The sequence below is a fragment of the Micromonospora sp. DT229 genome (assembly GCF_049844505.1).
Taxonomy (GTDB): domain Bacteria; phylum Actinomycetota; class Actinomycetes; order Mycobacteriales; family Micromonosporaceae; genus Micromonospora.
This window is the reverse complement of sequence record NZ_JBNCLD010000002.1, coordinates 339,558-351,746: the sequence shown is the minus strand read 5'-3', so window position 1 is coordinate 351,746 and position 12,189 is coordinate 339,558. Positions and strand designations below refer to the sequence as shown.

At 73.0% G+C, this 12,189-nt stretch carries 11 protein-coding genes; 3 read left to right on the top strand and 8 right to left on the bottom strand.

Annotation, left to right across the window (positions count from 1 at the left end):
- Positions 1 to 82 precede the first annotated feature (82 nt).
- Positions 83 to 850 (top strand): enoyl-CoA hydratase/isomerase family protein, encoded by a 768-nt coding sequence (locus ACLQ2T_RS04435; RefSeq protein WP_425764680.1) that lies wholly within the window; start codon positions 83 to 85, stop codon positions 848 to 850.
- A gap of 73 nt (positions 851 to 923) precedes the next feature.
- Here ACLQ2T_RS04435 and ACLQ2T_RS04430 read toward each other — a convergent pair whose 3' ends face one another.
- The 3 genes from ACLQ2T_RS04430 to ACLQ2T_RS04420 all read right to left on the bottom strand — a co-directional run bounded on the left by ACLQ2T_RS04430 (position 924) and on the right by ACLQ2T_RS04420 (position 3,734).
- Complete coding sequence (locus tag ACLQ2T_RS04430; RefSeq protein ID WP_425764679.1) at positions 924 to 1,367, bottom strand: HNH endonuclease; 444 nt, start codon at positions 1,365 to 1,367, stop codon at positions 924 to 926.
- 272 nt (positions 1,368 to 1,639) lie between these two features.
- A complete protein-coding gene (locus ACLQ2T_RS04425; protein ID WP_425764678.1) occupies positions 1,640 to 3,166 on the bottom strand; it encodes a hydroxysqualene dehydroxylase in 1,527 nt (508 codons plus the stop codon).
- 85 nt (positions 3,167 to 3,251) lie between these two features.
- Positions 3,252 to 3,734 (bottom strand): MSMEG_6728 family protein, encoded by a 483-nt coding sequence (locus tag ACLQ2T_RS04420; RefSeq protein WP_425764677.1) that lies wholly within the window; start codon positions 3,732 to 3,734, stop codon positions 3,252 to 3,254.
- A 102-nt stretch (positions 3,735 to 3,836) separates the two neighbouring features.
- Between ACLQ2T_RS04420 and ACLQ2T_RS04415 the strand changes: the two genes are divergently transcribed.
- Positions 3,837 to 5,636 carry a potassium channel family protein gene (locus tag ACLQ2T_RS04415; protein WP_425764676.1) on the top strand — a complete coding sequence of 600 codons (1,800 nt, stop codon included), beginning with the start codon at positions 3,837 to 3,839 and terminating at the stop codon, positions 5,634 to 5,636.
- Between the two features lie 160 nt (positions 5,637 to 5,796).
- Here ACLQ2T_RS04415 and ACLQ2T_RS04410 read toward each other — a convergent pair whose 3' ends face one another.
- Both ACLQ2T_RS04410 and ACLQ2T_RS04405 read right to left on the bottom strand, forming a co-directional pair.
- Positions 5,797 to 7,029: an APC family permease gene (locus ACLQ2T_RS04410; RefSeq protein ID WP_425764675.1), complete on the bottom strand. Its 1,233-nt coding sequence runs from the start codon at positions 7,027 to 7,029 to the stop codon at positions 5,797 to 5,799.
- A 10-nt stretch (positions 7,030 to 7,039) separates the two neighbouring features.
- Entirely contained in the window at positions 7,040 to 7,777 is a 738-nt protein-coding gene (locus tag ACLQ2T_RS04405; protein ID WP_425764866.1) for a phosphatase PAP2 family protein, read from the bottom strand.
- Between the two features lie 89 nt (positions 7,778 to 7,866).
- Between ACLQ2T_RS04405 and ACLQ2T_RS04400 the strand changes: the two genes are divergently transcribed.
- The gene (locus ACLQ2T_RS04400) at positions 7,867 to 9,132 is read left to right on the top strand and encodes a DUF4032 domain-containing protein (RefSeq protein WP_425764674.1); all 1,266 of its coding nucleotides are present in this window, start codon (positions 7,867 to 7,869) and stop codon (positions 9,130 to 9,132) included.
- 7 nt (positions 9,133 to 9,139) lie between these two features.
- Here the strand turns inward: ACLQ2T_RS04400 and nagA are convergent, their stop codons facing one another.
- The 3 genes from nagA to ACLQ2T_RS04385 are packed head-to-tail and all read right to left on the bottom strand — an operon-like array spanning position 9,140 to position 12,110.
- A complete protein-coding gene (gene nagA, locus ACLQ2T_RS04395; RefSeq protein ID WP_425764673.1) occupies positions 9,140 to 10,249 on the bottom strand; it encodes an N-acetylglucosamine-6-phosphate deacetylase in 1,110 nt (369 codons plus the stop codon).
- Positions 10,246 to 11,184, bottom strand: a complete 939-nt coding sequence (locus ACLQ2T_RS04390; protein ID WP_425764672.1) for an ROK family protein — start codon at positions 11,182 to 11,184, stop codon at positions 10,246 to 10,248. Before ACLQ2T_RS04390 ends, nagA begins: the two co-directional genes overlap by 4 nt.
- Positions 11,181 to 12,110 (bottom strand): SIS domain-containing protein, encoded by a 930-nt coding sequence (locus ACLQ2T_RS04385; protein WP_425764671.1) that lies wholly within the window; start codon positions 12,108 to 12,110, stop codon positions 11,181 to 11,183. Before ACLQ2T_RS04385 ends, ACLQ2T_RS04390 begins: the two co-directional genes overlap by 4 nt.
- Positions 12,111 to 12,189: the final 79 nt, after the last annotated feature.

Sequence of the window (12,189 nt, the reverse complement as noted above, 5' to 3'; positions counted from 1 at the left end):
CTGACCGACCCCGCTATCGTCGCCGTACCCGGGGCAACGCCCTGCGGCAGGACCGAGACGCGGCCAGAGGGGGCGGTGCGCAGTGGCGGACGCGGAGCTGACCGTAGCGGTGTCGGATCAGGTGGCCACGGTGGTCATCCGTAATCCGGGTAGGCGCAACGCCATGACCCTGGCCATGTGGCGGCAACTGCCCGTACTGCTGGATCACCTGGAGGCGGAACCGGCGGTACGCGCACTGGTGCTCACCGGGGCGGACCGCACCTTCTGCGCCGGTGCCGACCTCGCTGACCTGGACGAGCAGTTGTCCACCGGCGACGCCGGGATAGCTGTCGCCGCCGAGGAACGCCTGGCCGCCTTCGCCAAGCCCACCGTGGCGGCCGTCCGGGGTGCCTGCGTCGGTGGTGGCTGTCAGCTGGCGGTCGCCTGTGACCTGCGCATCGCCGCCGACGATGCCAGATTCGGGGTACCCCCGGCCCGGCTGGGCCTGGTCTACCCTGCGCCCACCACCCGCCGGCTGGCCCGGTTGGTCGGCCCGGCGGCGGCCAAACACCTGCTGTTCACCAGTGAACTGATCGACACCGAGCGGGCGCTGCGGATCGGCCTGGTCGACGAGGTGCTGCCCGGGGAGCGTCTGGATGCCCGCATCGACCGGCTGACCGCCACGATCGTGGAACGCTCCCAGCTCAGCGTCGTGGCCGCCAAGGAGATCATCGACGAGCGGGCCGACGACGCCCGGGTCGACTGGTGGTACGGGCAGGTGCGGGCCAGCGGTGAGGCCCGCGAGGGCATCACCGCCTTCCACGAACGCCGCCCGCCCCGGTTCACCTGGAGCCCTCCGCCCGCAGGCTGACCGGATCGGGAGGGCCGGCGGGTGCCACGCCGGGAATCCGACGCCGCCCCCCGTTCCCGCCGGCCCGGTCCCCTCACCCCCCGGCCAGGGCCGCCCAGGTCGGCACGACCGGTACCCGCCGCAGCGGCATCCCCGCCTCGGTCGGCGTACGGTCGCCCTTGCGCTGGTTGCAGGCGTAGCAGGCGGCCGTCGTGTTCTTCCAGGTGTTCCGGCCACCCCGCGAGCGGGGCAGGATGTGATCGATGGTGCTGGCCGGCCCGGCGCAGTAGGCGCAGCAGCGGGCGTCGCGGGCCAGTACCCCGGCCCGGGACCAGGCCGGACCGGTGGTGAACCGCCAGCGGGTCACCACGTACCGCACCAGCCGGACCACCCTCGGCACCGGAAACACTCCGATGACCTGGTCCGGCACGGCCTCGTGGATCTCGGCGACCCGGCGGCAGAGCATCCGGATCGCATGGTGGACGGTGACCCGGTGCAGCGGGCCGAGATCGGCGTTGACAACGAGGACGGCGTACACCGGCTTCTCCCTCCACGGCGGTGACGGGCGTACGGGCCGGACAGCGACGAGCCGCCCGGTCCCAGGGCGGGTGGGCGGCTCGACGGGTACGCGTCAGCCGGGTCGGCCACCCCGGGGGTGTTCCGCTGGGCAACCGTCGCCGAGCAGCCACGACGGCACCGAGTGATGCGGCATCGACATGAGTGCTCCCGTGAACGGCGGTTGACCTTGCGCGTTCACGGTAGGTGTGGCCCGAGGGCGACGGCAATGCATTTCGATACGGCCTGCCGGGGTCAGCGCCGGGCGAGCAGGCCCCGGGGGCGGACCGACCGCAGCGGTTCGGTGGCCGCGCCCGCCGCTCGCAGGATGTGGTTGGCCGCGAGGATGCCGGTCGCCGCGGCCCGTTCCATCAGGGCGCTGGGGAAGTCGGTGTGGATGCCGTCTCCGGCCAGGTAGAGCCCGGGGGCGTCGGTGCGTACCCCGGGCCGGCGGGCATGGCTGCCCGGCGCGAAGGCGGGCGCCTTTGCCTCCACCCGGGCGTGCAGCTCCCGCACCCGCAGCCGCCCCACCTCCGGCCAGAGGGTGGTCAACTCGGCCCACATCCGCGCGGCCAGCTCCGTCGCGGGCACGTCCGGTTCGCAGGCGTACGCGTGTAGTTCGAGCACCGAGCCGCCGGTCTCCTCGGCCCAGCGTCGGCTGCCGTGCTCCAGCCGGTGGTACAGGGTCACCGAGTCCAGGGTGGACTGTCGGGTGACCCCGCTGAAGATCGCCCGTTCGGCGGCGACGTCCCCGTGACACCAGTACCGGGCCACCGCGTACGGCGGACCGGGTTCGCCGTACCCGGGCATCGCCGCCACCAGTTGCGGCGCGGTGTCGGCCAGGGTGGGGGAGGCGGCGACCAGCGCGGCGAGCGCGGCCGGGTCGACGGCGAGCACGACCTGCCCGGCCTGGTACGCCCCCTCGGTGGTCGTCACCTGCCAGCCGGTGTCCGTCCGGTGCAGCCCGGTCGCCGCGCGGCCGGTCACCACCTGCCCGCCGTGGCGCTCGACGTGTCGGGTCAGCGGGCCCCAGATGGTGGTGGCGTAGTCGTCCTCCGGGCAGTCGAAGGCCAGCCCTTCCGGGTTGCCGAGCAGGTAGAAGTGGAACTGGGCGATCATCTCGGCGGCCGACATCTGCGCCTCGTGGTTGAAGAACGAGTGCGAGAAGACCTCGAACAGCATCGCGCGGGCCCGGTCCGGCAGCCGCAACGAGGTGAGCAGGTCGTCGGCGGTGCGCTCGTCGAACTCGGCGTAGGTGCGTACCGGGTCGTAGGTCAGCAGGGGCAGGGCGGCGTCCCGGTCCATCCCGCGCAGGTCCCGCAGCCGCAGGCTGGGGCTGCGCGCCAACAGGGTGAGCAGGTTCGCCGGTGGCGCGGGTGGCAGCCGGCCGAACTCCTCGGTCGGCCACTGGGCGCTGAGCACCGGATAGCTGGGTACCGGCCGCAGGAACCGCAACCCCGGGTCGATCCGACGCAGGATGTTGCGCCAGTTGTAGTACTGCCGGAAGAAGGCGTGGAAGCCGTGCTCGTTGACCTGCCGGGTGCCGTCGGCCAGGGTCTGTGGCCAGGCCCCCAGTCGACCCCCCAGGGTGGGGGCGGCCTCCAGCACGGTCACCTCGACACCCCGCTCGGCGAGCACCACCGCAGCGGACATGCCGGCGATCCCACCACCGACGACCAGGGCGGTCACCGGCTGCGGCACCCGGGACGCACCACCCCCGCCCGGCTGGACCTGGTACGGACGTACGCCGAGAAGCCGACCCACCACCTGCGACAGCGCCACCGGACACCCCCTGACTCCACAGTGTGCCGGAGATGTCGGAAACAGTCGCGTCAAGGCACTTCGCCCGGTGTTGAACGGGGCGACTTCAGGGCAGGCAGCGGCGGGGGCGGTCGGAGGGGGGCCAGACGTATTCGAGGTCGAGGGGTACCCCATCGCCGAAGATCGGGCGGTAGTGGTCGGGGTCCTTGCGGATCAGCGAGGAACGGTGACTCAGGTGCAGATCGTCGCGGCCCAGCCAGGGTGGCAGTTCCCCGGCCACCGCCAACTCCTGCTGGGAGCGGACCTGCTCGATGCCGCAGGCGGTGAACAGGTCGGCGGCCAGGGTGACGGCGCAGGTGTCCGCCCGACCGCCGGCACACCAGATTTCGCAGATGTCCAGCCCGTAGCGGGTCAGGGCCTCCTCGTACCCGGCCCACATCTTGACGGCCGGGTGGTTGCGCCAGCCGTAGCCGGGCCGGGTCAGGCCGCGCAGCACCTGGATCGCCTCGACCCGCTGCTTGCCCAGCCGGCGCTGGTCCAGGGCCCGGGCGCTGGCCAGGAAGTCCGGATACGGCAGGAACGTCTGCATGTCGCCGGCCTACCCACCACGGCCCGGCCCATGCCGACCCGAGGACGATCATGACTCTTGCGGGGCTGCGCGGATTGCGACCGGCTTACTACCATGCCGGACATGGCGGAGCCCCTGCTCGATCGGGCCCTGCGGGCCAGCCGCCGGTTGCGGGTCAACGGGGAGCCCCGGGCCCACTACGTGATCTGCGGTCAGGACCCCCTCGCCTACTGGGTGGTGCTCGCGTTGCGGGGCAGCGAACCGCAGGCCGGGCGGTTGCGGATCACCCTGATCGTGCCGACCCGGCAGCGTTCCCCCGCCCCCGACGGCCGGGACCTGCCCGGCATCGAGGTGATCCGGGCCGACCGGCTGGACGAGCACACCTTCCGCCGGGCCAACCTGGCCGGGGCGGCCGGGCTGGCCCTGCTGCACCAGGACGACGTGGGCAACATGCACGCCGCCCTCTGCGCCCAGGAGGTCGAACCCGGGCTGCGGCTGGTGGTGCGGATGTTCAACACCGGCCTGGCCAACGGGGTACGGCAGATCTTCCCCGACTCGGCGGTGCTGTCGGACGCCTCGATAGCCGCCCCGGCCTTCGTGGCCGCCGCCCTCGGCGAGGTCGCGCCCACCCACTTCCGGCACGGCGGTCGCACCCTCTACCTGGCCCGCCGGGAGGACGTACGCCCCAACGAGGTGGTCTGCCCGGTGGCCGACACCCGTGATCCGCAGCAGGACCTGGTGTTGCCGACCGACGACCGGACCGCCGACCTGGTACTGGCCGAGGCCGCCGGTCGGCCGGTCGGCACGGAGTTGGCCGCCCGCCGGTTGGCGCGGGCCCGACGCCGACGTCGGCCGGTGACCACCGTCCTGCGGGCGATCCGCAGCTTCGCCACCCGCAAGATCGGCATCACGGTCATCCTGCTGCTCGCGGTGGTCGGGCTCCTCGGCGGGTTGTACGCCAACGCGGCGCACGTCAGCCTGGCCGACGCGTTCTATCTGACCCTGGTCACCACCCTCACCGGGCAGGACCCGGACACCGCCAAGGGCGCCGCCGAACAGGTGGTCCAGGTGATCCTCAACCTCGCCGGGCTGGCCCTGATCCCGTTGATCACGGCGGTGGTCGTCGACGGGGTGGTCAACGCCCGGCTGGCCCTGCACACCGGGCGGATCCTGCCCGAGCGGTCCGGGCATGTCGTGGTGGTGGGCCTGGGCAACATCGGCACCCGGGTGATGGCCCAGCTCAACGACTTCGGCGTCGAGGTGGTGGCGATCGACAAGAACCCGGACGCCCGGGGCGCCGGGCTGGCCCGCCGGCTGGGCGTACCGCTGGTGGTGGGGGACGCCGCGGAGGAGGAGACCCTGCGGGCCGCCTCGGTGGCCACCTGTCAGGCCCTGGTGGTGGTCTCCACGGACGACGGGGCCAACCTGCGGGCCGCGCTCAACGGCCGGACCATCAACGACGAACTCCGGGTGGTGCTGCGGCTGTTCGACGGCCACTTCGCCGAGCGGGTGCAGCGGGCCTTCGACATCGGCACCTCCCGCAGCGTCTCCTACCTGGCCGCGCCGTCGTTCGCCGCCGCCCTGCTGGACCGGGCGGTGATCGCCACCATCCCGGTCGGGCGGCACGCCCTGCTGGTCACCGAGGTCCCGGTGGCGGCCGGTTCGGCCCTCGACGGCCGCCCGCTGGCCGCCGTCGACAAGGCCGGCAGCGTACGGCTGCTCGCCCACGCCCGCCCCGGCCAGCGCTACGACTGGTCGCCCGACCACCGTCTGGTGATCGTGGCCGGGGACCGGCTGACCGTGGTGGCCCGGCGCGCCGGCCTGAACGCCCTGCTCCGCGAGGCCGCACCCCCACCCGAGGAGGAGCCCACGCCCCCGATCGGGACCCCGCCCCCGCCGAGAGAGCCCGACGAGTCAGCGTGAGTCCGGCGCTTGTCCGCAAGATCGTGCTCGATCCGGGATCGAGTGGCCTTGCATTCACAACGAGGCCACTCGATCCCAGATCGAGCGTGATCATGAGAGGCGGGTGAACAGGCGTGGACTGTGGGACAGGGATGTCGTGAGACGGAGTGACCGGCTCGCGTCAGGGGCGGGCTGGGCGTAGGGCGTACCAGGCGGCGCCGAGGGCTAGGACGCCGAAGCCGGCCAGCACGCTGCCCAGCGGCAGGTTGACCGCGAGCAGGATGCAACCGACCAGACCGGCCCCGGCCCCGGCCTGCACCGGCAGCTTCCGGGCCGGGTCCCGGCCCAGGGTCAACGCCGCCGCGTTGGTGATCGCGTAGTAGACCAGCACGGTGACGCTGGAGAAGCCGATCGCGCCGCGTACGTCGGCCAGCGTGACCACCAGGATCACCACGGCTGCCACGGCCAGTTCGGCGCGGTGCGGCACCTGGCGTACGGGGTGCACGGCAGCCAGGGCGGCGGGCAGGTCACGGCGGCGGGCCATCGCCAGGGTGGTCCGCCCGACCCCGGCCACCAGGGACAGCAGCACCCCGGTCACCGCGATGGTGGCTCCGGCGCGGACCACCCAGGCCAGGCCGGGCAGCCCGGCGGCGGTCACCACCTCGGCCAGGGGTGCGGTCGAGGCGGCCAGCCGGTCCGGGCCGAGCACCCCAAGGGCGATCACGGCCAGCACCAGGTAGATGACCAGCACCAGGCCAAGGGCCAGCGGCACCGCGCGGGGGATGGTGCGTTCGGGTTCGCGTACCTCCTCGCCCAGGGTGGCGATGCGCGCGTACCCGGCGAAGGCGAAGAAGAGCAGACCTGCGGCGGTGAGGATGCCCCGGGCGGAGCCGCCGGGGGCGTCGATCCGGGCGACCGCGACCTCGGTCGCCCCGGTCACCGCGACCAGGGCCAGCACCGCCAGCACGACCACGACCAGGATCCGGGTGGCGGTGGCGGTCTTGGCGATGCCGCGCAGGTTCACCCCGGTCACCGCGACGACGGCGGCGACCGCGACGAGCCGGGCCTGCCCCGGCCAGAGGTACGCCCCGATGGTCAGCGCCATCGCCGCGCAGCTGGCCGTCTTACCGACCACGAAACCCCAGCCCGCGAGGAAGCCGGCGAACGGGCCCAGCCGTTCCCGGCCGTACACATAGGTGCCGCCGGACTCGGGGTAGCGGGCCGCCAGCCGGGCCGAACTTGTCGCGTTGCAGAAGGCGACGAACCCGGCCAGGGCCAGTGCCACCAGCAGGCCGACGCCACCGGCCGCCGCCGCAGCCGGGGCGAAGACCACGAAGACGCCCGCGCCGAGCATCGACCCCAGACCGATGACCACGGCATCGGGTACGCCCAATCGACGCGCCAGTCGGTCCACCTGCCGCAGCCTAGACAGGCTCGGTGAACGGCCGGTCCCACTTTCGTAACCGGCCCGGCAGCGGCAGTTCGTCCCAGGGCACCCGGTGCAGGATGCGGTCCAGCAGCAGCCCCAGCATCAGCCCGGCCACCGAGTCGCTGAGCCAGTGCCAGCCCAGGTAGGTGGTGGTGCAGAGCACCACGGCCGGTGGGACGATCCGGATCGCCGGCACCACCCGGCGCGGCAGCCTCCGGCCCAGGTCGGCCAGCAGGGGGGCGAGCAGCAGCGCGATGACGCCGTACCAGACGATCGCGTTGGCGACGTGTCCAGAGGGGTACGACTGAGCGAACCGGACCGGCAGGTCCGCCTGGAACAGCGGGAGGGTCTGCTCCGGGGGCAGGAAGGGTTCCTTGATGCTGGCGCTCGGTGCCGGTCGGGCCGTCCACACCTTCAACGGTCCGATGGTGAGGTAGGTCAGCGCGAAGGCGGCCACCGGAACCAGTAGTGGGCGCACCGAGCGCAGCCGGCGGGCCAGCAGCACCGACAGGCCGACCGCGATCAGGGTCAGCGGGGTGCCCTGGCCCAGGTAGTTGAGGATGACCGCGATCCACCAGGCGGCGGTGGGCCGATTCGCCTCGGCCCAGTCGGCGACCCACCGGTCGATCCCGAAGAACCAGCCGGCGGCCAGCGCCCCGGTCAACCCGACGAGGGCGACCAGCAGCAGCGCGTCGAACCACCAGCCGGCCGGTCGGACCGGCCTCAGCCGCACCTTGCGCCGTACCGTCGTGGTTTCTCGCACCCGATCACGCTACCGGCCCGGCGCGGCGGCCGGGTTCAGGCGGTGATCGCGGTGACTGTGTGCCCAGCCACGCCGGGAAGCGTTCCGGCGGCCCAGCCGTCAGACTTGACGACGTGCGGATCACTTCGGCCCTCGTGGACCCGGCCCTGCTCGACCTGCCCTGGTCGACACCGCTGGAGCAGTGGCCGGCCGAGCATCTGGTCGCCCTGCCGCAGGGCATCTCCCGGCATGTGGTGCGGTTCGTGCGACTGGGCGGGTACGTCTACGCGGTCAAGGAGACCGGGGAACGGGTCGCCGAGCGGGAGTACGACCTGCTGCGGGCTCTGGAGCGGATCGACTTCCCGTCCGTGCAGGCGGTGGCGATCGTCGCCGACCGGGAGTCCGACTCAGGTGAGCCCCTCGACCCGGTGCTGATCACCCGGCATCTCCAGTTCTCCCTGCCGTACCGGGCGCTGTTCTCGCACACCCTGCGACCGGGAACCATGGGGCGGCTGCTGGACGCCCTGGCCGCCCTGCTGGTCCGGATGCACCTGACCGGCTTCTTCTGGGGCGACTGCTCGCTGTCGAACACCCTGTTCCGGCGGGACGCGGGCGCCTTCGCCGCGTACCTGGTGGACGCCGAGACCGGGGCCCTGCGCAGCGCCCTCTCCAACGGTCAACGTGGTGAGGACCTGGAGATCGCCCGGGTCAACATCTTCGGCGAGGCCCTGGACCTTCAGGCCGCCGGCCTGCTGCACGACTCGATCGACCCGGAGGTGGTCTGCGAGGAGGTGGTGCAGCGCTACGAGCGGCTCTGGCACGAGATCACCTATGAGCAGCAGGTGGAGCGGGAGGCCCGACACGACATCGAGGGGCGGATCCGGCGCCTCAACGAGCTGGGCTTCGACGTGGCCGAGGTGGCCATGTCGACAATCGGCAACGGGCGCTACCTGATCCGGCCCAAGGTGGTAGACGCCGGCTACCACCACCGGCGTCTACTTCGGTTGACCGGGCTGGACGCCGAGGAGAACCAGGCCCGCAAGCTGCTCAACGACCTGGACGCCTACCGGGCGGAGAGCGACCTGACCGACGAGCAGCAGGCCGCCCACCGCTGGCTGACCGAGGTGTTCGAGCCGGTGGTCCGGGCCGTCCCCGCGCACCTGCGACGCAAGCTGGAGCCGCAGGAGTTGTTCGCCCAGATCATCGAGCACAAGTGGCTGCTCTCCGAGCGGGCCGGCCGGGACGTCGGGATGCGCCACGCGGTGCAGTCCTTCCTGACCGAGGAACTGGTGCACCGCCCCGACGAGCAGGCCGTCCTCGGCGTGGAGATCCCGGCGCCGCGCTGATGCGGGGTCACTGCACCCAGGCACCCGCCCGCATCACCCGGACGACATTCAGGTCCTCGTCGAGTTCCACCAGGTCGGCCCGCAGACCGGTCTGGAGGGTGCCCACCTCGTTGCCGAGACCGATGGCGAGCGCCGGGGTGGTGGAGACCATGCGTACCGCCTCGGGCACCGAGAGCCCGGCGGCCACCGCGTGCCGCAGCGCCGCGTCCATGGTCAGGGTGCTGCCGGCGATCGCGCCGTCGTCGGCCAGCCGGGCCACCCCCTCGGTGACGGTCACCGCCTGACCACCGAGTTCGTACTCGCCGTCCGGCATCCCGGCGGCGGCCATCGCGTCGGTGATCAGGGCGCAGCGTTCCGGCCCGGCCGTCGAGATGGCGAAGATGAGGGTGCCGTCGTGCAGGTGCACCCCGTCGGCGATCAGCTCACAGAACACGTTCGGGGCGCTCAACAACGCCACGGCCGGCCCCGGCTCGCGGTGGTGCACCGGACCCATGCCGTTGAACACGTGGGTGCCGACGCTGGCGCCCGCCGCGATGGCGGCGCGGGTCTGCTCGTACGTCGCGTCGGTGTGCCCGACCGCGGCCACCACCCCGCGCCCGGTGAGCAGCTCGATGGCCGCCAGGGCCCCGTCCCGCTCCGGGGCCAGGGTGACCATCCGTACCGTCCCCTCGCCCAGCTCGACCAGCTCGGTCAGCTCCTCCAGGGAGGGGTCGCGGAGAAACTGCGGGTTCTGGGCCCCGCAGCGGGCGGCGGACAGGTACGGCCCCTCGAAGTGGATACCGGCCAACACCCCCTGCTTGACCAGCGGGGCGAAGGCGGCGGTGGCCGACCGCATCAGCTCGATGGGGGCGCTGACCAGGCCGGCCAGCAGGCTGGTGGTGCCGTGGTTCAGGTGGAAGGCGGCGGCGGCCCGGGCGGAGTCCGCGTCGCCGGTGGTGAAGGTGTGCCCGCCCCCGCCGTGGGTGTGGATGTCCACGAAGCCGGGGACGATCCAGTGCCCCTCCCGCACCGACGGGTACTCGGCCACCGCGCTGATCCGGTCGCCCTTGACCTCGACACAGCCCTGTCGGATCACCCCGCTCGGGGTCACCACCCTGCCGTTCACCCGTACGGTCATGACATCTCCAACTGGTCGAGGGCGAGCAGGGCAGCGCCGAGACAGCCGGCCTGGTCACCGAGAGCGGCCGGGACCAGGCGTGGTTCCCGGTGGAAGGTCAGTCGATCACGCAGCGCGGTCCGCAGGGGGTCGAACAGCCCCGGACCGGCCTGGGCCAGTCCTCCGCCCAGCACGATCGTCTCCACATCGAACAGGGCCTGTCCGGTGGCCAGTCCGTCGGCCAGCGCCTCGACGGCCTCCTGCCAGACCCGGGTGGCCAGTTCCTCACCGGCCGCCGCCCGCTCGGCCACCGTGGCGGCGGTGATCCCGGCCGGTCCGTCGGCGGCGAGGTCGGTGTAGCGGCGGGCGACCGCCGAGGCGGAGGCGATGGCCTCCAGGCAGCCGGATCGGCCGCAGCCACAGGGCGGACCCTGCGGCCGGATCAGGATGTGGCCGAACTCCCCGGCGGCGCCGTGTGCCCCGGTGGCCGCCGTGCCGGCGACCACGTGCGCGGCGGCGATGCCGGTGCCGATCGCGACGAACAGCAGGTGCTCGGTGTCGCGGCCGGCACCCAGCCGCGCCTCGGCCAGGCCCCCGGCGCGTACGTCGTGGCCCAGCGCGGTGGGCAGGCCGAGCCGGTCGGCGGCCAGCTTCCGCAGCGGTACGTCCCGGAAGCCGACATTCGCCGCCCAGCGGACCACCCCCGGGGTCTGGTCCACGATGCCGGGCACCACGATGCCGAGGGCGGCCGGGGTCAGCCCGGAGGACCGCGCGGTGGCGGCCAGTCCCTCGGCGACGGTCAGGATGGTGTCGACCACGGCCTCGGGCCCACGTCGAGCACCGGTGGGATGCCGTTCGCTGTGCACGACGGCACCGTCCGGACGGATCAGGGCGCATTTGATCCCGGTACCACCGACGTCCAGCGCGACGACGACAGTGCCGTCGCGCAGCCTCACGCGAGCACCACGGACCGGCTCAGGTGCCGGGGCGCGTCCGGGTCCAGCCCGCGACTCGCCGCCAGGGCCACGGCGAACCGTTGCGCCAGGATCAGGTCGGCCATCGGGTCCACCGGGGTACGCCCGGCGGCCCAGCGACCCAGGACGGTACGGACCCCGTGGGTGCGACTGTGCGCGAAGGCCGCGCCGGTGGCGGCGACATCCTCGGGGAGGCCCTCGGGCAGGTCACCGAAGGCCCAGACCAGCCGGCCGGGGGCGGCCACCGAGATCGGGCCGTGCCGGTAGTCCATGGCCGGGTACGCCTCGGCCCAGAAGGTGGCCGCCTCACGGCACTTCAGGGCGGCCTCTAGGGCCAGGCCGATGGTCCAGCCCTGGCCCAGGAAGGTGACCTGCTCGATCAGGTCGGGGTCGATCGGCAGTGGGGCACGTACGGCCACCTCCGCGTCGGCGACCAGGGCGTCGATGTTGTCGCCGAGTTGGGTACGCAACAGGGCGAGCGCGGTCGTGGCGAAGCGGGTCTGCACGACCGACCGCTCGTCGGCGAAGGGCATGGTGACGGCGGCGTCGGCCAGGCTCACCGCCGGGGAGGTCGGGTCGCCGACCAGCACGGTGGTCGGCATCCGCCCGCGCAGGGCGGCGAGCAGGTCGAGCACCTCGGTGGTGGTGCCGGAGCGGGTGATCGCCAGCAGTCGGTCGTAGCGGCGGCCGGTGGGGAACTCGCTGGCCTGGAAGGCGTCCGTCTCGCCGTGGCCGGTGGCCTCCCGGCGGGCCGCGTACGACATCCCCATGAACCATGAGGTGCCGCAGCCGACGACGGCGACCCGTTCACCGCGGCGGGGTAGCCGGTCGAGGACCCGGGGGACCAGGTCGGCTGCCTGGCGCCAACAGTCCGGCTGGCTTGCGATCTCCGCGGGAACGAACGCCATGAGAACTCCTCGCAGCGGCTGCGCATTACGGCTCGTTTGGCCCGTCTTTCGAGCGTTATTCTGCGTGAAATCCGGTGGA

Coding starts and splice junctions, on each gene's coding strand:
- nagA (WP_425764673.1), bottom strand. CDS start 10,249: ATGACCGTACGGGTGAACGGCAGGGTGGTGACCCCGAGCGGGGTGATC.
- ACLQ2T_RS04385 (WP_425764671.1), bottom strand. CDS start 12,110: ATGGCGTTCGTTCCCGCGGAGATCGCAAGCCAGCCGGACTGTTGGCGC.
- ACLQ2T_RS04420 (WP_425764677.1), bottom strand. CDS start 3,734: ATGCAGACGTTCCTGCCGTATCCGGACTTCCTGGCCAGCGCCCGGGCC.
- ACLQ2T_RS04415 (WP_425764676.1), top strand. CDS start 3,837: ATGGCGGAGCCCCTGCTCGATCGGGCCCTGCGGGCCAGCCGCCGGTTG.